Source organism: Nostoc sp. UIC 10630 (assembly GCF_010747425.1).
GTDB lineage: Bacteria > Cyanobacteriota > Cyanobacteriia > Cyanobacteriales > Nostocaceae > Nostoc.
On record NZ_JAAGOG010000096.1, the window covers coordinates 1 to 22,618 of the forward strand.

The 22,618-nt window shown below is 36.1% G+C and carries 26 protein-coding genes; 25 read left to right on the plus strand and 1 reads right to left on the minus strand.

The window, feature by feature from the left end:
• The first annotated feature begins 1,244 nt into the window (after window positions 1-1,244).
• Window positions 1,245-1,709: a hypothetical protein gene (locus tag G1O98_RS20970; RefSeq protein WP_163931345.1), complete on the plus strand. Its 465-nt coding sequence runs from the start codon at window positions 1,245-1,247 to the stop codon at window positions 1,707-1,709.
• Between the two features lie 452 nt (window positions 1,710-2,161).
• Here the strand turns inward: G1O98_RS20970 and G1O98_RS20975 are convergent, their stop codons facing one another.
• Complete coding sequence (locus G1O98_RS20975; protein ID WP_163931348.1) at window positions 2,162-2,626, minus strand: AP2 domain-containing protein; 465 nt, start codon at window positions 2,624-2,626, stop codon at window positions 2,162-2,164.
• A 583-nt stretch (window positions 2,627-3,209) separates the two neighbouring features.
• On the opposite strand from G1O98_RS20975, the gene G1O98_RS40770 reads away from it, so the two are divergent.
• The 24 genes from G1O98_RS40770 (at window position 3,210) to G1O98_RS21090 (ending at window position 22,618) form a co-directional block, all read left to right on the plus strand.
• On the plus strand, window positions 3,210-3,344 hold the full coding sequence (locus G1O98_RS40770) for a hypothetical protein (RefSeq protein WP_275941788.1): 135 nt from the start codon (window positions 3,210-3,212) through the stop codon (window positions 3,342-3,344).
• Window positions 3,345-3,407: 63 nt separating this feature from the next.
• A complete protein-coding gene (locus G1O98_RS20980; protein WP_163931351.1) occupies window positions 3,408-3,572 on the plus strand; it encodes a hypothetical protein in 165 nt (54 codons plus the stop codon).
• A gap of 140 nt (window positions 3,573-3,712) precedes the next feature.
• Window positions 3,713-4,840: a hypothetical protein gene (locus G1O98_RS20985; protein WP_163931355.1), complete on the plus strand. Its 1,128-nt coding sequence runs from the start codon at window positions 3,713-3,715 to the stop codon at window positions 4,838-4,840.
• A gap of 268 nt (window positions 4,841-5,108) precedes the next feature.
• Window positions 5,109-5,504, plus strand: coding sequence for a helix-turn-helix domain-containing protein (locus G1O98_RS20990; RefSeq protein WP_163931358.1), 396 nt, complete (start codon window positions 5,109-5,111; stop codon window positions 5,502-5,504).
• A gap of 49 nt (window positions 5,505-5,553) precedes the next feature.
• Window positions 5,554-5,928, plus strand: coding sequence for a hypothetical protein (locus tag G1O98_RS20995; RefSeq protein WP_163931361.1), 375 nt, complete (start codon window positions 5,554-5,556; stop codon window positions 5,926-5,928).
• A gap of 59 nt (window positions 5,929-5,987) precedes the next feature.
• Window positions 5,988-6,488 carry a hypothetical protein gene (locus G1O98_RS21000; protein ID WP_163931364.1) on the plus strand — a complete coding sequence of 167 codons (501 nt, stop codon included), beginning with the start codon at window positions 5,988-5,990 and terminating at the stop codon, window positions 6,486-6,488.
• Window positions 6,489-7,751 carry a terminase family protein gene (locus G1O98_RS21005; protein ID WP_163931368.1) on the plus strand — a complete coding sequence of 421 codons (1,263 nt, stop codon included), beginning with the start codon at window positions 6,489-6,491 and terminating at the stop codon, window positions 7,749-7,751. It begins immediately after the preceding gene.
• 2 nt (window positions 7,752-7,753) lie between these two features.
• The gene (locus tag G1O98_RS21010) at window positions 7,754-9,244 is read left to right on the plus strand and encodes a hypothetical protein (protein WP_163931372.1); all 1,491 of its coding nucleotides are present in this window, start codon (window positions 7,754-7,756) and stop codon (window positions 9,242-9,244) included.
• Window positions 9,245-9,331: 87 nt separating this feature from the next.
• Window positions 9,332-9,907, plus strand: a complete 576-nt coding sequence (locus G1O98_RS21015; protein ID WP_163931375.1) for a hypothetical protein — start codon at window positions 9,332-9,334, stop codon at window positions 9,905-9,907.
• Window positions 9,908-9,943: 36 nt separating this feature from the next.
• Entirely contained in the window at window positions 9,944-10,894 is a 951-nt protein-coding gene (locus G1O98_RS21020; RefSeq protein WP_163931377.1) for a phage major capsid protein, read from the plus strand.
• A 2-nt stretch (window positions 10,895-10,896) separates the two neighbouring features.
• On the plus strand, window positions 10,897-11,256 hold the full coding sequence (locus G1O98_RS21025; RefSeq protein ID WP_163931380.1) for a hypothetical protein: 360 nt from the start codon (window positions 10,897-10,899) through the stop codon (window positions 11,254-11,256).
• 5 nt (window positions 11,257-11,261) lie between these two features.
• Complete coding sequence (locus G1O98_RS21030) at window positions 11,262-11,576, plus strand: HK97 gp10 family phage protein (protein ID WP_163931383.1); 315 nt, start codon at window positions 11,262-11,264, stop codon at window positions 11,574-11,576.
• The gene (locus G1O98_RS21035) at window positions 11,573-12,046 is read left to right on the plus strand and encodes a hypothetical protein (protein WP_163931386.1); all 474 of its coding nucleotides are present in this window, start codon (window positions 11,573-11,575) and stop codon (window positions 12,044-12,046) included. The genes G1O98_RS21030 and G1O98_RS21035 overlap by 4 nt, the downstream gene beginning before the upstream one ends.
• On the plus strand, window positions 12,043-12,657 hold the full coding sequence (locus tag G1O98_RS21040) for a hypothetical protein (protein ID WP_163931389.1): 615 nt from the start codon (window positions 12,043-12,045) through the stop codon (window positions 12,655-12,657). The genes G1O98_RS21035 and G1O98_RS21040 overlap by 4 nt, the downstream gene beginning before the upstream one ends.
• Before the next feature lie 13 nt (window positions 12,658-12,670).
• On the plus strand, window positions 12,671-14,137 hold the full coding sequence (locus tag G1O98_RS21045) for a phage tail sheath subtilisin-like domain-containing protein (RefSeq protein ID WP_163931392.1): 1,467 nt from the start codon (window positions 12,671-12,673) through the stop codon (window positions 14,135-14,137).
• 66 nt (window positions 14,138-14,203) lie between these two features.
• On the plus strand, window positions 14,204-14,662 hold the full coding sequence (locus G1O98_RS21050; protein ID WP_163931395.1) for a hypothetical protein: 459 nt from the start codon (window positions 14,204-14,206) through the stop codon (window positions 14,660-14,662).
• 16 nt (window positions 14,663-14,678) lie between these two features.
• Window positions 14,679-15,086 carry a hypothetical protein gene (locus G1O98_RS21055; protein WP_163931398.1) on the plus strand — a complete coding sequence of 136 codons (408 nt, stop codon included), beginning with the start codon at window positions 14,679-14,681 and terminating at the stop codon, window positions 15,084-15,086.
• Between the two features lie 49 nt (window positions 15,087-15,135).
• Window positions 15,136-15,315 (plus strand): hypothetical protein, encoded by a 180-nt coding sequence (locus G1O98_RS21060; RefSeq protein WP_163931401.1) that lies wholly within the window; start codon window positions 15,136-15,138, stop codon window positions 15,313-15,315.
• A 6-nt stretch (window positions 15,316-15,321) separates the two neighbouring features.
• Entirely contained in the window at window positions 15,322-17,415 is a 2,094-nt protein-coding gene (locus G1O98_RS21065) for a hypothetical protein (protein WP_163931404.1), read from the plus strand.
• A gap of 62 nt (window positions 17,416-17,477) precedes the next feature.
• Window positions 17,478-18,260: a hypothetical protein gene (locus tag G1O98_RS21070; protein ID WP_163931407.1), complete on the plus strand. Its 783-nt coding sequence runs from the start codon at window positions 17,478-17,480 to the stop codon at window positions 18,258-18,260.
• A gap of 1 nt (window position 18,261) precedes the next feature.
• Entirely contained in the window at window positions 18,262-18,747 is a 486-nt protein-coding gene (locus G1O98_RS21075) for a LysM peptidoglycan-binding domain-containing protein (protein WP_163931410.1), read from the plus strand.
• A gap of 3 nt (window positions 18,748-18,750) precedes the next feature.
• Window positions 18,751-21,486, plus strand: a complete 2,736-nt coding sequence (locus G1O98_RS21080) for a peptidoglycan DD-metalloendopeptidase family protein (protein ID WP_163931413.1) — start codon at window positions 18,751-18,753, stop codon at window positions 21,484-21,486.
• A gap of 18 nt (window positions 21,487-21,504) precedes the next feature.
• On the plus strand, window positions 21,505-22,239 hold the full coding sequence (locus G1O98_RS21085) for a phage baseplate assembly protein V (protein WP_163931416.1): 735 nt from the start codon (window positions 21,505-21,507) through the stop codon (window positions 22,237-22,239).
• Between the two features lie 34 nt (window positions 22,240-22,273).
• Window positions 22,274-22,618 carry a hypothetical protein gene (locus G1O98_RS21090; protein ID WP_163931419.1) on the plus strand — a complete coding sequence of 115 codons (345 nt, stop codon included), beginning with the start codon at window positions 22,274-22,276 and terminating at the stop codon, window positions 22,616-22,618.

Genomic DNA, 22,618 nt, shown 5'->3' on the forward strand with positions numbered 1-22,618 from the left:
GTATTTGTACTCTTATTATGTAAAAGTCCACTATGGTCAATATTAGAGGAGTTGTTGATTATCATTTTGCTTAAGTATATTTTATGTTTTGTTATACTATAATTGTAACAAATTTAATACTGAAATAACTGGGATAATTGATATCGATTAGAGAGCAGGACGAAGGAGAAAATGCTGGAAACTATTACTGTATATTACTTGTAGAAATATATTTGCATACTATCCCTAGATGGCTTGGTTTCCCCTTTCTCTACCTTTATTTCCTACCTCTTTCCCTTCCTTCACTCTCCCTAATTTGCTATCTTCTTAGGTTTAGTTTAATTAAGCAAAAAACCTTAACTCTGCCGCCCAAAATTAAGGCTCAATTCCTCATTCTCTCCCTAGCACCGCAGGCTATAAGCCAACCAAGTATTCATCACTTTTAACTGGTTTCTCATCTCCTATAGTTAACTAAACCTGACAGACATATAAATGCGATCGCAGGTGATTACCCTAGCTAAATACTCTGTCTGGTTAACCGAACACTTATATAATTTATTACTTTAATTACTGTAGGGTTAACCGACATTACTAGGTGTGGCTAACACTAATCAGCTTACTGCTGAGTCTGGTTATATTGATTTAAGCCACTTACATGTAGCACTGGTTGATTTAAATGAATCGCAATCACTTAAATCAGTCTGTCTGTTTTGGCTCTAGTTAAGTTAGTGATTTTTTACTCCAGTAACAATGGAGTTAGGTTCATGAACTTACTATCTTTTCCTATTCGCAACTTACGGTTTAAACAAATGGACATTTCAACCTACCTTGCTAAAATTCCCCCTCCTATTCCTCTACATATAGTGATTCAGCATTTTGACCCACCTCAAAAATGCTGAATCATGGGGGTATCCCATTAATTTGACAATTGAATAATTTGAACCTATCCGACTATTCTAAAAATCCCTACTTCTTTTTGTAAAATGTGCCTGAAAACCTTGATTTTTCGTTTTCAGTTTTCAATAAGCCTAAGCTTTGCAGCACAGATATTATTAGTGGGATAGGTTCAGGTTCTTGTAAAGCCTATCTATAATGAACGACCAGATCTGATAGTAAATCTATGTTCAACAAAAAACCCCTTTCTGCGCCTCGGCCTCCAACTGAAAATGAACAAGTGCAGAAGAAGCACCTGGCTACTTCAATACTTGAACATTTGATAGAAGAGGGCTTGGTAACAGATTTATACTCTACCAACACAGCCCCTTATGTACAGACCCCAGCACCTGAACCACAAACTGAACCTGATAATTGAGCACCTACCTGTTGTTCTAGAAGATTTGCAGAGAGCTTCTTCCGAAACGCAGGAAACTTACAGGGATGAAGTATTTGAACTGATGTATGAAGGTCAGTTTCCAGGTGAACTTGTCTCTAGCTCATTAGTAGCTGGTAAAGATGTCTTTTATGTCCCACTTAGCACTGGGGAGTTTATATTTTATGAAGTGACAGCACCAGCAAAGTCTTCTAACCCTGGCAGTGGGTATACCTATTACTCCGTGCATTTTGTTGTCCCCTCCTCAATGGTGGATAGCTGGGAAAGGAAGACTGCTTTGAATAATACAGTGAAGGGTTTTAAGACTTTGACAAAGCCAGTGATGCAGTTTATCGCTGCAAATAAAATAAGCTTTTTTCTGGCTGGTGCTATCTCAGGTATTGTTAAATTTTTTACGTGATAGTAAGAAAATAATAACATTCATTTTTAAGGAGGGGCTTTCCCCTCCTTTTTCATGGGTTTTTTCAACTGAAGAATTGTGAATATAGAAATCTAAAATGTGCAGCTCAGTCTAGTTCTAGTTCTGTAATTTTAGAACTAGAAGTAGAAGCCTTATATAATAAGCACTCCACAGGGATGGGCATTAGATTAGTTAAATATAGAAATCTAAAATGTACAGGTAATTCCTCATTCCCCTATAGCCAGCGCAGCGCTTAACCTAACACAGTAGTAGCTCACTTCAGTTTGAGATTCCTGCGCTTCATTTACTATTAGCAGCCTAATCATATTCAGACCCCATAATGGATCTCCTGAATGCAGATATACCTATATACTACAAAACCCCTGGAGTGAACTGTTACCAGTTATCGCAGGGGTAGTGTTTGTCAACTATTTTAAGAGGAATGGCTGAAATCAAAAATTAGTACCAGCATACTCTCCAAATAATTCTATAGCTTTAACGTCATAAGCTTTAGCAGCTTCAACAATGTCATTAAAGTAACCTATATGTATACGTTTACCATCTTTCTTAATATAAGCCTGATACTTCCCAGTAGTCTTTCTTAAAGACACTCCCTTATACCCTGTACTGTTATTTTTACCCTTACCATAGTTCCATTTATTCTGCTGTATAGAGACAGATCTTAAGTTAATGCGGGAGTTATTGTATCTACATCTATCAATATGGTCTATTTGTCCTAATAAACTCAAACCCATTCTTTTAGCAATTATTCTATGAATCCCAGCACACTTTATATTATTGTCTGGGTTTGATACATTTAAGTAACCATCTTCGTGCCAATAGCAAAGATATGATTCTAAAATATCTAAGTCACATTCATCAATAATCAGAGCTTGGCCTTTATATATTAAATTCATAATTAATTTAATTAAATTTATTAGGTATAGTTGCAGGCTACTTTAAATTCTTTTAGCTAATAGCTGCCTATTAGAGCAGTTGTTAGCCATTAGGCTAGGTTTTGCTATCGCTGAAAACCTGGGGATAAATCCTTACTAAAATTACTGCGGAGTACGTCTAAGGTTGACCACTTCTAGCTATCTACCGGAGTCTCTACCAGCGTCCTTTGCTTTTTTATCTACACATCGCCAAACTAAGGAATAATGCGGCTGTTCAAGTTTTTAAGGCTGTCTTACCTACGAAAGTTAGTTTTAAACTGTGGTGCGTTCTCTATTGTTCAAGCCTAATGGGTGTAGCAACCTTAGTGTAGTGTTGATGCCCTTTTCCATTAGTGGCTGGAAGTGTTCCCTTCCCCTCACCTTTCATATATATATTCTAACAAATATTTATACAATTATCAATAGTTTTATAGGTAAAATATAGGCATTTGTAGAATTATTTTAAAACTATTTTTACAGTTGTTTACTAATAGATACTGCCTACCTATTGCTATTAGCTTAATAGTACTATGTATATATAGAAAACAAAAAGGGATTTAAATTTATGTCTATCAAATTAGCTAACTTCTTCAGATTTTTAACAAATAAACCTAAGATTACCAATCATTCAGTTTCCTATACCCTACAGACAAATGGCAAGGCTGTTAGAACTGTTACCTACTATTATGAAGCTCAATAATTAACCACTAAGGTTCCTGCCTTTAAGGAACCTTTTACCATACAAAATATAGGAAACATTATTATGATTGCTATTATCACCCTGATTATTTTCACTTTGATTTTGTTCAGCTTTGTACTTGGGTTACTTGTAGGTAAACTACTTTTACAACCTAAATTAGAAGAAGGTACTCTAGCCTCCTATAATGACTTCCAACGTGACTTTGTAGATTTTACTGATCGTAACTAACTCAATTAAATTTAATTCAGCTAACAGCCTCCTAGTAAAACAGGGGGCTATTGAGTTGCCTACCTTTTTAATATACATACTGAGTATCATATTTATATAAGGTTGAGAAAGACCTTAAATAATAATAATACTTAAAAAATATGACACTTATTAATTCTCCTTCAAATTCCACAGTTAGATTGAAATCAATTATTAAATCAGTAAACCCTAATATTGACCAGACTATAGTTAATGAACTTTGTAGATTGACTGAGGAATATAAATTAAAGTGGGTAGCAGATAGTAATGGTAAGAATGCTCTTTATGTTATGAGTGAGTTAAGTGTAGCTAAAGGTCTAGATGTTGAAGATTATAAGAAACATTGGGCTAATAAGTCTGAATCAACGTCGTCCTTAAAAGGGACCTCGTTGGAAAGGTTAGCTGGTAAGGCTTTGAAGTTAGAGGGTGATAAATTAATTTTATTTAAAAAACTATATCAAGAACAAAATAAATTATCACTAGGTAAAATAAATCAACTTTGGGTTGGTGATTTTTTACACGCCTACAGCTACTTAACTCAAGGTTCTTCACAAGCTGCTAAAGATTTTCAAACACTTGGTTCAGTAGCTATTGAGACCTCAGTTAAAAAAGAGATTGAAGAATCCACCCATACTATTGAACCCACCCTTCAGTTAAAGCTTGTAGAGTTAGCTGGTTACTCAAATATTAATCTCAAATTTGAGGTTCCAGTCTACGATACATTTAACCCAGGTAGCCATAGGAGATTTGATTTTGTTGAGCAGCTTCCAAAAGTAGTTAAAATCTATGAGTTAAAGTCAAGAACAATTTCAGAAGAAAACGTAAAAGTTACAATACTTGAAAAGCACTACCTTGAGCTAGCCCTTGAACACTATAAAGGTAAATCAATTGAGTTAATCTTCACCTCACCTGTAGGGATTAGCTGGGAGGCTAAAAGCTATATCCAGGAGGTCAATGACACGACCTCTACTAGGTTCCCTGGAGCAAAGGTTAAAGTAAGTTTTATAGACACCCAGGCTATCTCAGAGAGGCTTGTTAATAACTTTCTTAATAACTCTTGTATTGAATCTCATTTTTGGTTTAAGACTAAATTAGTTAAAGAAGGGTTCAATTGTGTAGTAGGTGGTCGAACAATAGAAAAGTTAAATAATTCAATTGTTGAAGCTTACAGAACTGGGAGATTAATAAAGCCAGCTAAGACAGACAACGTTATTCAATTCCCTAAATTAAAGAGTGCTAAAGCAGCATAAATCAAATAAGTAACTAATAGAAGCCTCCTTTAACAGGGAGGTTTTTTAATAGGTAGATTTATTTAACTGCCTCCTTAAAAGGGAGGTCGTCAGAATTCTCACAAGTAGTATTAAAAACAACCTGTCAATTTAAGCCCACCAATAATTTATCTCTCCCTCTCTAATGCCTCGCAGAGGCTATTAAGATACCCTAGAATAATGCTCACCTTATGATATTACCTTCATCATATATTAGAAGGATCAAAGCAAACAAATTAAACTAACTTTTATGTCAACTGATAAAACAATTCAAAGAGCATTTGAACTTTACAAGCAGGGTTATTCATTAAGAAGTTTAGCCAAGATATTTAAAATTAGTAAAACAAATTTAGGTAAAAAGTTTAGAAAACTGCATGGTGATAATTACTCAGAGTTAAAGAATAAGTATGGGCTGAATCCAGTTATTAAAGAATACCTTGATAACCCTGCATTACCAGATAGACAAAAACAGCAGATTTCAGATTGGTTTAGCGCTAACAGAAAAGTGATTGCTGAATCTGATTCTAGACATCTAAGTTCTCCTTTATTCACTGATGCCCGACTTCAGCAGTTAACTTACCTGGAGTGTAGTCACCGCACTAAAGATTGGAAGGATTTGATTACTGATTGTTGGGTTAGCCCTTAATTATTTTATCAACTATTAAATTTATTAATTATTTTAAGGATTATAAATTATGACTACTGAATTATTGACCAGCTATATTGATTCCTCTTCTTTGGAAGAATGTTTAGATTTATATTTCCAAGGAACATTTGATGATGTTGACCAATATCTACCTCGCCTCTATAGAGATTCAAGTGAACTGAAACCTGGAAATTCTCTATTTGGGCAGCTTGATTCTGCTGATCTTGAACTAGCTCTATGGGGGTTAGGAGCACTACATCGAGCAGCTATTGAATTTCACTTTATAGGTAGTGAGGCATCTTGGTTATTACTGCGCCATTACCACTACCAAGATGACCAACAGACATGTATAGAGACTTGGATGGGTGAAATATACCTTGATGCTTTACAGCTACTTTCTAATGAGGTTCTAGGGTTACTTTAGGACAGTTTTAAAGAATAGATATCTAAATATTATGTGGTGCTTCCTTAGCACCTTTTTTTATGGGAACCAAAGCATTAATGCTGGCACAAGTTCAGCGAGATTTTATTGTATTACTTTTATCAATTCAACCTCATCTGAGTAAACCTCAAATGACTGTCTTGTTCAAGGATAAGTTTGGGGTTGAACTATCAGAGCAGCAATTAAAAACACAGATTACTAAGTCAAAGAAGAAAGTTGAAGAACTTCAGAAAAGTGAAGCCCTAACTTTGGAGTTGGCTATCAGAGTTGGTTTAGTAAATTTGCATTCCAAAATCAACCGCACTTTAGAATTACAAAACATTGTAAGGATGTGTGTAGATGGGTATGAATATCAAACTCAAAGTAGCCGAGGAGAAATAGTAAGCCTAACAAAGAGGGAACCAAAGGTAGCAGTTGATGCCATCCGTTCATTAAGAGAGGAGTGGTCTGAAAAGATTGAACCTATATCTTCTTACACATTAATTGTTAAAGACTCAGAACCTGTACAGGAAGAATCCTTGGCTGGAGATGAGGATTTGTAAATGAGTTTTGAAATTAAATTACATCCTAAACAAAAGGAGATATTTTTAGACCCAAATAGATTTAGGTTATTGGTTTGTGGGAGAAGATTTGGTAAAAGTCATTTACTAAGAACTCAACTTATAGTTAATGCCTTAACCTATGACCAACCAATTGACCCTAACTTTCCTCCAACAATTGCTCTAATAATGCCGACCCTAAAGCAGTGTAAGGCAGTACATTGGAAAGCTCTTGTAGGGATGTTAAAGGATGCTCCTTTTGTAAAAAATATTAACCATTCAGATTATAGAATAACTTTTAAAGGTGGAAAACCAGACATTGTTTTAAGAGGAACAAATGATGATTGTGGGGATGGGTTAAGAGGACTTAAATTTTATTTTGTAGCAGCAGATGAATTTCAAGATATTAAACCTGATGTTTGGGAACAAGTAGTTTTTCCAGCATTAGGTGATACCCCAGGTTCAACAGCCACATTATGTGCCACTCCCAAGGGAAAGAATCATTCATTATATAAGTTCTATTTAAAGATAAAAGAATTAGCAGAGTGGAGTTATTACCACTTCACAACTAAAGATAATCCTCACTTCCCTCTAAAACAACTCAGGCAAGCTAAGGCTCAGATGCCTGAGAAATCATATAAACAAGAGTATCAGGCTTCATTTGAAAACTTCTCAGGTCAGTTATTTGATCAGCTATCTGAAAAACATTATATAAAAGACATTCCTGACACCCTGTCTTTTTATTGCGGGTCAGATTGGGGGGACAGAAATCCAAGCATCGTAATAGTTGGGTTAAGTCAAGATAGAAGTAAATTTTACATAGTTGACTTCTGGCTAAATCGCTCTGGAGAGACTATTCCAGAGGAAATTTTCCTAAAAGAGATGGCTAGACTTTGTACTAAATATAATGTGTACAGATGCTATCTTCCTGATGACCGTGGTGGTTCAGTTAAGTCAGCAAGAATATTAGGTAAACGTGAGAATATACCTGGTATGAGCAGGGCTGTAGAGGTCAGTAGAACTAAGTTAGGACTAATGCCAAGTATAGATATTATGAATAATTTATTCTACCAAGATAATCTTTTTATTAAAGCTAACCTAGTTGAATTGATATCTCAATTTGAAGACTATCACAGGGCAACTGATTCAGAAGGTGAGTTGGTAAATAAACCAGCAGACCATCAAGAAGACCACACAATTGATGCTGCTAGATACTGCATAGGTAGCTTATATAACGCTCTTCAAAATAAACAACTTAGAGATTAAATATGTATCCCAATCAAATACTTTTAGAAACCTTAGAGTCAAAGCACTCTGAGTATATTGATATGCTACCTGCACTTCAAGAAATTGATTTACTAATTTCAGGTGGTTATAAATTAAAGAATGCTATTAGACATTTTATCCCAAGACGACCAGGTGAGATAGATGAGCTTTATGAAATTAGACTTAAGAAACATACCTACCTGAACATTCTTTCTACAAATGTAAATGAGCAGGTCTCTAAGCTTGCTAACGCCCCTATGACTGTTGAGGGACTAGATGTTAACCCTAAGTTTTGGTCAGCCTTTAGGGAGAATACAGACTTAGCTGGACGTTCAGAAAAGAATCTAATTACATTAATCTTTAGAGAACTTTTAAAGTTCAAAAAGATATTTGTTCATGTAGATAAAAATAAGTCAGATGTGATTCCTGTTAATCGATTACAAGAGGAGTCATTAGGTATTCGCCCCTATATTGTAAATTACAGCCCTCTTCAGGTTATCAACTGGTCAGAGAGTAAAGGTAAACTTAATTGGTTAAAGATTAGACAGATATCAGAAGATAATTCTAACCCTATTGCTGCCCCTAGAAAGGTCTGTACTTGGACAATTATTGATGGCACTTATGTTGTTAAGTACTCTGCATTTGTGGAGATTGATGGTAAAGGTAACATCACTAAGATTAATAGTGAGATGATTAATGCTGACACGGCTATTAGTTTACAGTCAACTATAGAACATGGGTTTGGCACAGTACCAGTTATCAAATTAGAACTACCTGACCAACTTTGGGTTTGTGATCAAGCAGCCTCTAAAGCATTGGAACATTTGAGAATTGATTGCAGCAAATATGATTTGTTGACAATGGCTTACTTCCAGAGAACATTCAAAAGAATTCAAACTCCTGATGGAGACTTCGAGAATTCTTATGAAAATCAGGAACCTCTACCAACAGGTTTGGCGCATGTAATTGAGTTAGAGAAGTTTGAGTGGTCTGAGCCTCATGGTTACATGATTGAGCACATGTCTAACAGCTTACAATCTATAGAAACTCAAGTGAGAGATTTGGTAGCTGCTGGTGGTGTAAGTAGTGGTAATGCTGCTTTAGCTCAATCTGGAGTCTCTAAACAAATGGATTTTGCTAAACAGGAAAGTATGCTGAGAAGTTATGGAGAAATCATTATTGATGCTTACCAAGACATACTACAACTGGTTGCCAAAGCACAAGGTTTAGATGGTAGTGAAATTTCTGTCACTGGTCTGAATAGTTTTGAGAATGACACCTTAGACTCTGTATTAATGAAGCTGGATTCTGTCAGCAAACTAAATATAGGTAGCCTGAAAGCTAACTTACCCCCTTCTGCCTTAAAGGTAATTTATGAACAGATGGTAGGAATGTTAACTGGTAATTTATCCGCCTCTCAGAAAGAGGAAGTAAACAAAGAAATAGAGTTATTACTAGCCTCAATTAAAACTGGGGACACTTTTATAGTATAGAAGATCAACCAACTGGCTAAGGTTAAAACCAGATAAGTTTACTATTAACTATAAAAATAGATACCTATAAATACAGGATTATTTAAAATGACAGAACAAGAAATTCAAGCCTTAATTGATGCTTCCCTAAATTCTTTTAAAACTGAAATTAGTTCAGAGTTTACCAAAGCTAATCAAGGACTTGCAGCATCAGTTACTAAAGAGATTAAGAAACTTCAAGCACCTCAACCTACAGCTAATGAATCTGTTGAACCATCTACAGATAAGCTAACTCTTCGGGCTTTAGAACAGCAGTTAACAGACCTTAAGACACAATTAGCTGACAAAGATAAAGAGACCATTACAGCTAAACGTAGCAGTGCAGTTTCTCAGGTAATTGCTAACAGTAAAGCATTAAGCCCTGCAACATTGCAGAAAGTATTCTTACTTGATAACGCAGAAAGAATCATAGAAGAAAATGGTAAGTGGTTTGTAAATCAAGGTGACACCGTTTCAACTTTAGAAGAGGCACTAACTTCTTATCTGTCCTCAGAAGATGGAAAAGCATTTGTACCTGCTTCAGGAGTTAGAGGTTCAGATGCTCAGGAAACAAAAGTAACTCCAGTTGACCCTAATCAAAAACTTAAGGCTGCTGATGCCTTATTTGAATCATTCTCAGTCTAATTTACATAAAAACATTAAATAATTTTATAAAATATTATGGCAGTTATTGCTAGTGCAATTAATAGTTTACAGTTGGTAGTTGATGAAGAAGTAGCTTCTTTACAACTGAATCAATACCCTGTTTTGAATCGCGTACAAAAGAAAGTTGCTGGTCAAAAAGTAATCAAGTGGAATGCTAACGTTGGTGGTGCTACTGTAACAGGTGAAGCTACAACTGCTGATGTCTCTACCTTCTCTGAAGATTCAGTTGTTTCAGCTCAATTGGCTATTGGTACTAACCGCTTACGTCATTCTTTCCAAGTTCAAAAAGAAGACATTGAAGAAGCTAAAAATGCTGGGCGTGGTGCTTTGCGTGACCTATTTGGTTATGAAGTACAAAGTGGTGTACGTGCCATCCTTGAAGTTTTAAGTGGATATATATACTCTGGTACAGGTCTGGCTGCTCAAGGTGGAGTAGTTGGTATGGGAGCTGCTGTGGCTGCTGCTGCTTATGCTGGAATTGACCCCGCTACTTATACACTGTGGGCACCTTATCTAAACACCAATGGTACCAACCGTGCATTGACTGCTGCTCTACTACAAACAGTAGAAACTGGTATTGCCACTAAAGGTTCTAACTTTACTGCAATTTATACTTCTCCTACAATTGTTGCTGCTTACAAAGCATTATTTGCTACCTCAGTTTTGAATCCTCAACTGAACAACGGTATTGCTGATTTAGGTTTCTCTGGTGTTAGTTATGCTGGTCGTCCTATCATTCAAGACCCTTACTGCACAGCTAATGCAATGTACTTTGTAAATGAGTCTGAAGTTACTCTTTACACCTACGGTCAAAGCAATACTCAAAATAACAATGGTATGCAGTTTGCCGTTGAGCAACTACCTAGCTCTAATCCAGATGCATTGAAATATGCTATCTACGTTAAGCCTCAACTGCAAGTTAAGACACGTAATAAAGGTATTGCTGGTCTATTGGCAATTCAGTAATCATGGCACAATTCACCACAGTTCAAGCTGAGGAGTTTGAGAGAATTTTAGGATTCTTTGCCTTTAGTTCTCTCATCAGAACTGAATTAACTTCTAATTATTCTGACACTGTAGTAGATAGAACTCTAACTATTTTGGATGAGTTGGTGATTATTGATGATTTGTTAAAAGAGGCCCTTTCTCTAAGTTATGTAAAAGAGTCAAGGGGCCAAACCAAATTTTCATACAGCAGTCATGTAGCTCACCTGAAATCAGAAGGTACTAGGTTACTAACTGAATTGGGACAACTGTTAAAGGTAGGAGTTCATTACAACAAATACTCACCTATTAGTAAACGCAATTCAACAGTAGCCTACTGGTAAGTCAAATGTTTAATTACACTATTAAGGCTTCTGGTCCATTATTTGATGGGAAACTCACTACTGAAAAGATATTAAAGACTGCTTTAAAAGAGACAGCAGACTTTGCAAAGAATACAGTTAAGAATGTTACTCCTGTAAAAACAGGGGCACTAAAATCAGGTTGGCTTACAACTGTAAACAGGAAATCAGTAACATTATCAAACTCTGTAATTTATGCACCTTATGTTGAAAAGAAAGTGCAGATGGTGAATAGGTCGCTACCTGTTATTAATGAAAACTTACAACAGAATATAGCTAAAGGAATCAATAAACTCAAATGAACCTATATGAAAAGCTGGCTAAAATTGAAAATAAGCTAGCGCAAGTAGAGACTTCCTTAGGGGTTCCACAGCGTAGATATCTGCTAGTAAGACATACAGTAACAGACCCTATTACTCGTGCTCCTAGTACAGAGGATACTCTAATAAATCCCAAAGCTTATATAACTTCAGTCTCCCCTAGATATGTCAATCTACAGATAAGTATACCTGGGGCTGACTCAATTTACGTAACAGTCAATGACCTTGAAGTAGAGATTCCCAAAGTCTACCCTATTACATTATTTAAACCAGAGGGTAAGAATAGAGCAATATTTATTTTAGACCCGCCAGTAACTTATGGTACTGTTGTTTATTCTAACCCTGCTACTAAATCTTTTAATAACCCTAAACTTTATAGCTTAGTTTATGTAGATGATACTCACTCTACTGTATATAAATTAATTTTAACTGGACAGAGGGATAAGAAATGAATATACAATTAGCCCATCAGAAAGTTAGAGAATTTTTAACCATTAGGGTAAAGATTGATGCTTGGGATTTAGATATACCAGAAGGTTTATATAGTCCTACTTCAAATAATTATCAACCAGGTAGCAGTGCTATAGCTCTTCCAATACAAAACTTAGTTCATAAAAAAGTAGGACTGAACTTAATAGAAACTTCAGTAAGATTGCCCTATAGAATTACCTATAGATTTGCATACGATTTAGCTTATGATGTATTGCCTTTTAGCGGATTAGAAGGAGTAATTAGTACTATCCATTTACTAGCCTTACTTCAATTACCAGATGAAAATATTAAGTCATTTCAGCCTGCTGAAGTTGAAGATTCAGTAACAGTAGAAAGGATAGCTCAACAGGATGGTGATTGGTTAGTAAACCTCAATTTTGCTTTTGATGTAGTTTTCAATACAACTGATTTTCCTGATATCTCAAGTATCCAACCTGCTAATTACTACAACATTGAAAATCCACCTTCTTTATCTGAAATAACCATTAGGACTAACAGGGCTAAACCTGAATTTATAAAAAGCAATACTTCTACTTATATAGAAGATTCAACAATTAATATTATTAAATAAATATTTACAAAAAATGGTATCTTTGTTTACCAACTTTCAAAGCCCAGGTGTACGTATTCAAGAAACTACACAGGGCTATCGAGTATTAGATATAGCTAGTTTTGAAACTCACTATATTATTGGTTCCTCAGCAACTGGAGCTTACCTCTACCCAACTCAAGTAAGTAGTTTAGTAGACTTTACAAATCAATTTGGTGCTAGCCCCAGTGAAGCTTCAATCCGCCTTTTGTTCAGAAATGATAAAAGAGCCATTGTATTCTTTATTCGCACCCCTATAGCTGTTAGACGTACAGTTACAGTATCCACAGCAGCAGCAGGTACATATACTGTAACTATTGCTGGCACCGCAGTAAATTATGTAGCTACAGGTACGCCTACAAAACCTGATATCGTCTCTGGTTTAATTGCCGCTATCAACTCTTCAGCAGTAGCTAGTTCAGTAACAGCAGGCGCAGGTTTGACTACTGATGCTCTGATAGTACGCAACGATGACCCTATTGCTACTAGTCCAACTTTGGCAGTAGGAACCAATTTAACTTTAACAGTTACAACTCCTACAACCCCTGCTGCAATTGATTATGTCTATGCAGTTGAGAACAGCTTTGATGCTGAAGATGCTTATACACAAGGTTTTATCTATGCTCCTGAAGCATTCCAATTACTAAGTCTGCAATCTGACCGTCAAGCCGTTGGTTTAGCGTTAGAAGCACAAGCATCTGACCCCGCTTTTGATTGGGTTGCTCTGATTGATCCAGGTGTAGGTTTAACACCAGCTCAAGCTCAAACTGAAGCACTGCTGTACAACTCACCTCAAGGGCATTCTGCGTTCTTCTATCCTTATTTAATAGACCTTGAGAGTACTGTAGTTCCTCCTTCTGCTGCTGTAGCTGGTCTACACACAAGACGCTTCAGAGAAGAAGGGTTACAACAACCTGGTGCAGGTGCCAAGTTCCCAGTTCTGGGAGTCCTTGACGTAGTAACCAAAGTTAACACTCAACAGCAAGAAATCCTCAACCCAATTGGGGTTAATGTTATCAGAAACCTGAGAAACAAGGGAATTGTCGTTTGGGGAATGAGAACTCGCTCTACTAGTGAATTCTACACTTTCCTTCCTACTAGAGTCATTATGAATGTTCTTAATGGAACACTCAGGTCAGGTTTTGATAATGACCTTTTCACTTCCATTGATGGGTTTGGTTTGTTGTTGAATGCAATTTCTCAAACAGCTTTCTCAGTGTGCAATAGATTGTGGAGAGGTAGATTGCTTTTTGGTGCTACTGAAGCTGCTGCTTTTGAGGTTATCTGCAACTTCACTAACAACTCTAAAGAAGAGTTGGAAAGAGGAAATGTAATTCTAGAAGTATATGCAGTTCCTGCCCCTGCTTTAGAGAAGTTGTTGATTTCCACAATCAGAGTAAGCATTGGTACATTGCCCATAAATCAGGCGCAGACTGTTGCTACTCAATTACCTGCTGCCTAATCTAATATCATGTAGGTTAAAGATAAGCTTTAGCCTACTTAAACTATTAATAAAATAAATAAAAATATGGCAATTTTATCAACGATTAATCCTGTTGCTAACTCTGATTTTACTATCACTTTAACCTTGCTTCCTAATGTTTATTGGACGACGTTTAGTGGTATAAAGACAACTTACAAACGCCCTACCTACAATGATGGCTTAAGTCAAGTTGAAAGGACTGCTGGTGGTGGTACAAAATCTAATGCTAATGTCACAGTCAGCAAACCTTACGATCCTGAGTCTGATGATGCTATCAATAGTTTCCTTGCAGACCATGAAGAAGGTGATGTATTTGATATGAGTATTACCCCTATTAAACGTTCTTCAACTGGTGAAGTACAAGGTCGTGGAACTAAGTCTTGGAAGCTTACTGGCTGTAGGATTGCTAGTTCTGAATTGATGGCTTCTGTGGACACTGGAGATGGCTCTAAGACTATTGTAACTACTCTTGAGTTCTCTTATGAATCCTTTACATTTGCATAATAACTAAATAAAGATAATGGCTAGAAAATTAGTAATTGAAGAAGTAAAAGAATTAGATAAAGTTGGGGCTGCCTTACCTGAAGTAGAAAAGTCTTATGAATTTGAAGCTGTCTATAATCAAGATGAACAGACAGTTGATTTTGAATTAACTGATGGTACTCCTGTACAAATTAAATCCCCTAAAGCTAAACAGTTTTTATTACTTGAAGGATTTCTTAAAACGTCCCCTGAAGAGTATAAAACTGATAGCTTTGCTATTCTAAAGTTAGCCTCCCTTTGTGTCACTAAGTTTGGTAAGAAGTCTAAAGTATCTTTTGAGGAATTATTAGATATTTTAGAGTTAGAAGATATTGAGAGGGTAGCTGCTGCTATTGGTTACTTTCGGGATAAGCTTGCTTATTTGGGAAGGAAATCTAAGGATTAGTGTTCAAGGGCAACCTTACTTTACAGTTACAGAACTTTATAAATTACTAATGATAGCCTGTGGAGGGAATATTAGTTCCTCCTACTTAATGATGGAAGAGATGGAAATATCAGACTGTCTCTTTCACCTTTATCTTTATATTGCCCAGCAAAATGAGAAGGCTAATAAGCAACAGGAAAGTAAGTTAGCTGAGTGGGGTTTCTCTGAAGACCAAATGGAAATGGTTTAATAATAAATGGCAACAAATGGAAATAATGTAAATATTGTACTCACGGCTTCTGATAAAGCTTCTGGGGTATTTAAAGGACTAACGGGGCTAATAGAGGGGGCTACACTTAGAGCAAATCTTTTATCTGAGGCATTATCAGCAGGGCTATCAAAAGGTGTATCAGCTCTAACTGCTAAATTTAAAGAAGCGGCTGATATTCAGTTAAATAATATTTCAGCAGCCTCAACTTATGCCGCATTAACAGGTCGTAACTTTGCAGATGCTGAAAAGGTATTTAGTAACCTAGATAAACGTATTAATCAAATAGCCTCCTCTCTACCTGGAAGCACAGAAGAATATAAGAAACTAGCATTAGGCATTCAAGATAACCTTGTACCTGCCTTTGTAGATGCTAATGGGGTATTTGATGAAGGAGCCTTCCTTAATGGTCTAACTGATATTACAAGAGGTATGGGCTTCCTCGCAGCAGCTTCTAATGTTGCTTCAAAGGATGTTTCTAAATTTACAGCAAAATTCCTTGGTGGTAGTTCAATATCTGAGTTAGAAAAACTGCTATTTGCTGAAAGTAACCCAGCTTTCTTAAGTTTAGTACAAAAGAAATTATCTGAATCTGGTAAGAAGTTAGAGAAGCTAACTGTTAAGGAAAGAAAACAAATACTTGAAGCAGTTCAAGGTCAACTTGTTACTGAAGACACTATTAAAGCTGCTGGTAATTCAGTTAATGGTTTATTAGAATCCCTTAAGGATAAATTATTTAATCCCTCTCAAGGTATTTTTGGTTTACTTAAGGATTTAGATGACAAGACAGAAGGCAACCAATCTGTTCTAAATGCGTTTAATGATACTCTAAAAGCCTTATTAGGTGATAATGGTTTATTTGCTACTGTAGGTAGTTTATTAAATAAACTAGGGATTGACCCTAATGGAATACTAAAGTACCTCAAAGGCGGCATTAATAATGTTACCAAGTGGGTTGAAAGCTTAAATGCTACTTTAAGTTTTACTAATTCTTCTAGCAATAATATGGAAGAATTAAAAAGGAAACTGGGTGAGGGTGTCTCCAACTTTTTTAACTCTTTCAATTTTGAGAATATAGGTAATGGTATAGGAGATAGAATTAATTCCTTTACTAATCTAGCCTCGAAGTTAAACTTTGATTATATATTTAGCACTTTAGGTAAAAAGATAGCTGGTATAATAAATGGCTTTAGTAATACAGTAGATATTGAAAAATTAGGGCGTTTAATATTTAAAGGGGTATCTGGTCTTATTAATGGGATTGGAACACTTATAGGTAATCTCAACCCTAAGAGTGTAGATTTATTAGTTGATACTTTATTAGTTGTAGGCTTATTACCTTATGTTACTTCGGTAGCTTTAACCTTAGCAGCAGCGTCAAGTCCTGTAGGATTAGGAGCAATAATTGGTGCTTTCATTACCAAAAGGATTATTGATAATTGGCAGGGTATTGTAGATAACTTTATCCCTTGGTTAGAAAATATAGGTAAGTTTTTTACTTCCACCTTTAAGCTAATTGTGGATGTATTTAGAGCTGATTTACCTTCAGTTATGCAAGACGTAAGAGATTTAATTGAAGCTGTAAGGAAAATAATTCATGAACCTCTACAGACCATAAAGGATGCTTTTATTACTGCAACTGGTAACGAGACTGATGAAAACTTGAGGGGCGCTGACGTTGATAATCATAATAAAGATGTGATAGTCAACAGAGTCAAGAAAGCTATACAAGAAGGTAGATTAAGTAAAGAGGCTGGTGCTGCTCAGATTAGGGCATTGGATACCCCAAATGCTGCTAATGGACTTAATGTTGGTTCACTCATGTCAGCTATTAGTAGAGAGCAAAAAGCTGCCCCTGCTGGTGCTGGAATTGTAATAGCTAACTCAACTGAAGCTATCCTTAATAGGCAGCAACAGTCCCAATTGGCTTCTTCTATAGGTAGAGGTGGTGGGTTAAATATTGGTTCAATAGTAATCCATACAGCCGCTACTAATGGTCAAGAGATAGCTGAAACAGTTATGCAGCATATTGCAGACCAGTATAATAAATTTAGTCAAAATAATTTAGCTACCGCTATATAAGCTTCAATTACTATATAATTCTCCCCTCCTTTAACAAAGGGAGGGTTTATTTTTTTAAATATATGTCAATCAATACTAAAGTACTTGATGGTCTAAATCCTGCTGAGTACATAACAGATATCTTTGCTTATCTAGTAGATGAATTAGGTAAAGAAGTTTTCACGTTTTTATATAACCCAGAGGAGAAATCATTCAGCAGAAGTGCCAAGTATAGCCAGGGTATTACTGCATTAACCTCCATACCCTCTCAGCAATATGGTTACACTTCTGGGTTGACTTTACAACTAAGTAACCTACTACTAGAAAGTCATAGCGAAGGTAAAACTTGCAAACTTCTTCTACAAAAACTTCAAGCATTAATGGTGGCAGATCCATCTAAAGGTAAATATGCCCCTTCCCCTGTGACTTTTAAATGGGGTAAGGATAGCTTTGGACCAGCAGTTATCACTGACATCAAATGGACTGAGACAGCCTGGTTAGGGGGTGAAGTTGCAGAAGCTAGATTAGATATAGCATTATTAGAAATTCCCCCTAATCAATTACCAGATAAAGCTAAATCAGAATCCACTGGAGACCGTCTGCAAAGCGCTTTAAGTAAGTCAACTTTACTAACTGATAGACAGACTCAAGAAGGCAATATAAAGGCTCTAGCGTGGCTTAGAACTAACGTTAAGAAGCTTCCTGAATATTTATCTACTCTAGTGAAATCTAACAATTATAAAGTCTCAGTAGCCAAGAATGGGACAATTTCAATGTTTGATGGTAAAGGTAAATCTTTAGGGACAATTGGATTATACAAAAATGACAAGTTGGATGTATCTACAGGGAATTTAATTAAAAAATAATATGAGTACTTTAGCTATAAGCAATCCTTTAAATACTCCCAAAAGTATTTCATTTAATGTTGGAGATTCCCTAACCAAAATTGCTAATGAAATATTAGGTGATTCAACAGCTTGGCGTAAGTTAGCCACTATGAATGACCTTGATATTTTCAAAGTAATTGAAGTGGGTCAAACTTTAACTATTCCTAACCCAGAAGTAGCTGAACGTAAATTTAGATTAGCTGCCTCTGCTCAGATATCGAATATCAATGATCAAGTTCAAGCCACTATTACTGAAATTACTCAATCAAGAGAAGCTCAAACAATATTAAGTCTGTTAGGCACTAGTCAAGAGAATATTCTCAGAGATGTAAACCTATCCCTTTCTGGATTAGCTAAGGGTGTTGCCCCTACTTCACAAGATGAACTTTTATCTAAATTAAAAAGCTCTAAAGAAGGTAATACTGATAACCAAAATGTATGGCAGCTTATAAGCTGGGTTTTATAAAATATGAGTCAATTTAATAATCAAAATCCTAATCCAGGTCAGTATTTGCTTAACCCATATTTAAAAATTATTATAGGTTCTAAAGGTAGCGCTGAAGCAGAAACATTCACAATTGGGGATGGACGGCTCATTAAAGCCTCTGTAACATTAGGTGAAGGTAAAGTTCAATCAAGTTGTAATTTTACTGTTTATGACCCTCAGAAGACCCTTACAGATAAGTTTTTTACATACGTTGAAAGTGTAGGAGGTTTAGACCCAGTAGAAGCTCCTAAAGAAGCTCAAGCTGCTTCTGTAACTTCAATTACTAACTCAGTAATTCCTACCGCTAATGCAGGTATAGGAGCAACTGGTAAAGTTTTATTTGAGAAAACTACAGCTAGTATTTTCAATGACACCACAGGGTCTAGAGATAACATTCTTTACCCAGACAGAGACTTTGGATGTGCAATGAGATATAACAACCCTCCTGCTGCTAGACAGTTTGGTTCTCAGGGTATGTTTATTGACCTGAAGTTTGGAGACAAAGTAAAAGTCACTAATTTGGATAATGGTAAATCTATTGTTTGTGATATTCAAGATTGGGGACCTCATACTACTTTAGGTGATAGAGGGATTGACCTATTTACTAGAGCATTTAATGAGTTAACAGGTACTAAGGGATTTCAAGCTGCCAATGCTATTGGATTACTACATAATATTAAAGTTGAATTAGTAGAAAATTCCACAACTACTTCTGCTTCATCAACTAGTAATCAAACTAAGGAACAGACTGCAACTCAACAAAGTAATCAAACCAAAACTTCTCAGCTATCTAATTCTTCAGCCCCAGACTATACAGTAGATTCTACTCTCTCTGTTAATATGAGAGCCACTTTAGATACTATAGCTTTTGCTGAAGGTGCTAAGTATAATATGATTTTTGGTGGTAGCACTTTTAGTAGTTATCTTAAACACCCAAATAAATTAATTAAATTAAGCGGGTATTCTTCTACTGCTGCTGGTAGATATCAATTTTTAAACACAACTTGGGCTAGTTTACAAAATAGTTTAACACTACCAGATTTCTCCCCTGTATCACAGGATAAAGGGGCAGTAGAATTAATTAGACAAAAGGGAGCTATAAGTGATGTAGAACAAGGTAATTTTGAGTCTTCTATCACTAAGGTAAATACTGTTTGGGCATCCCTTCCCGGTTCTCCTTATGGTCAGCCTACAAAGACCATGAGTGAATTAAAAACTTACTACTCAAGTAGAATTAAGTTCTACAAAGAAGGTGGGATTCCCCTTACCAATGCAGCTTCCTCTGTAGCAGCTTCTCAATCACCTACTACTGAAGTTGCCCCAATCGCTAAGACTCTGGCAGGTGCCCAAATTACAGTTGAGATGGGTTATGAAGGTAAGGCGATCGCAGCCTATTCTTTCATTCATACTGGACTGAAGTTTTCTCTATTTGAACCTGATGCCCTTGAGTTTTCTGGAACTGCCGCTACTGTTGTTTTAACTCAAATAGTTAGGAATACTATTTACACCAATCTGACTTTTAAAAAGATAGCTCAAAAGATTACTTCCAACTATGGAATGAAACTGGAGATGCCTGAAGATGGTCCCTTATATACTAGATTCCCTCAAAGAGGAATCACAGATTATGAGGCACTACTAATTGAAGCCAGAAGAATTGGTTACAGAGTTCACTGTGTTGGTCCAACATTATATATAGGGACAAGGAAAGGTTTTAAAGCTGACCAGAATGTTTTTGTACTTGAATATGGTACAAACATGGGGGTTACTTTCAATGTCTCTCATCAAGCTCAGACTTCCAGTTCAGGAGGTGCTAGGTCATCTAAGCCAGGTCAAACTACTTCAGTTGGTGAAAGGAAGTTTGAAATTGACCCTGACTCTGGGGTAATGGTTCAGAAGAAAAAGGAAAATGTTGTTGGCACAGGTGGAGATAGCTTACCTTCCACAACAGGAGCTATAAGCCCTATTCCTGCCCCTACAACTACAGGAGCTACTGATACTACTGATAGTCAACGGGTGAGCGATGAAAACAGAATTAAAGGCATCTTAGCTCAAGCTGAATTTCCTACCACCCCTGAAGCTCTAACACTTGACCCTGACACCTTATTTCAGACTAAAGGTGTTAGTAAGTTCCTTGACAGAATGTGGGTAGTTGATACTATTACTCATACCTACTCTGGTGGAAGTTTTGTTAGTAGAGCTACTTGCTATTCTCCTCTAAAAAACAAATCTGCTAGCAGTGATATTCCTTCAGTTAAATCAATAGAAAATCCTATAATTGGGGCTACAAATAGTGGCTCTGGTAGTAATGGGTTTGACCCTAATAATCCTCAATTTATCAGACCTATGAGAAGAGGGGTTGTAACTAGTAAACATAGAAGTGAAAATCCTTCTAGACCTAATCATAAAGGCGTTGATTTCTCTTCTGTGAGTGGGAACGGTTCTGGTAGTCAAATATTAGCTGCTGCTGCTGGTACTGCTTCTGTATTTCTTAATAGTAGTACTGGTTATGGCAACTATGTAGATATTGATCATGGAGGTGGTTGGTTAACCCGCTATGGCCACTTGTATTCAATAGGTATTACTAATGGCCAACAGGTAATTCAAGGTCAAATTATTGGTATAGAAGGTAATACTGGGGATAGTCGAGGTACCCATTTACATTGGGAAGTGAGAAAAAATGGTATGGATTTAAATGGTCTTAAGTTTGTACCTGCTTAATAAAATAAATTATAAGTAATGAATAATATATTTGAAATATTAAATCAATCTCAACGGGCTAGCCAGATAGCTTTAGATCAGCAGGGTCGCATACCTTACCCAACTTTGGGGATAGTTACCAATAATAAAGATGACCAGAATAAACGTAGAATTAAAGTCTCCTTTCCTTCATCTCCTATGTTGGAAAGTGACTGGATTAGAAGACTTGATGGTGGCCCTGGAGTAGATGCTAATTTACCGCCAATTAATTCAACAGTAATAGTTTTCTTTGTAGATGGTTTAGAAAGCAATGCCTACTACCTACCTATGGTTAATGACACTAATCCTCCTAAAGATAAAGGAGATGTGGTTAATGATTATTACTCCACAATTCCTGGAAGTAAAAATGTTTCAGTAAGTGGAACTGACACTTTAAATGTAAGTGGTGAAGTATCTGTTAACTCTGAAAAAAGTATAACTTCTACAGCTACCCAAGACTTTAAAGCTAATGTTAAAAGAAACATTTTTATGCAAGCTCTACAGGCAATTACTTTAAGCGCTGCTCAATATGTCATATTACAAGCAGGTACTTGGGCTATTAAATTATTTAGCGACGGAACAAGTGAGATGTCAGGAAGTGTACTCACTGTCAATTGCAATGGTCTGGGTCTGCGCCTAATTAATGTTGGTACTATGTCAGTTAATGATAAACCTGTAGTAGTTTTAGGAGCTACTGACTCCGATGGAGACACCATAATTTCAAAAGGTTGGTAATGGGACATCTATATATATTAGATAACAGAAATTTATGATAACTCAAGGTATTAACTTTCCTCTTGCTATTGACCCAGTGAGAGGAAATCTTGTTGTAACTAGTGAAGCTGATTTAATCAAGGGGCACATCCTTAGTTGGCTTCAAACTGAAACTAATGAAAGGGTAATGGTTCCCAACTATGGGAGAACTGATTCTCTATTTACTAGCATTTCAAATATTAATCTTATCACTTCTGAATTTAAAACAGGGTTAGAAAAATATATTCCTGACGCTCAATTTGAAGTTGATGGAACAATCAATGACCAAGGTGAAGCTGTAATCTTAGTGTATTGGTCGTATGGAGAACTTGAACAAAATCCTATAAAAATAACTATTTAA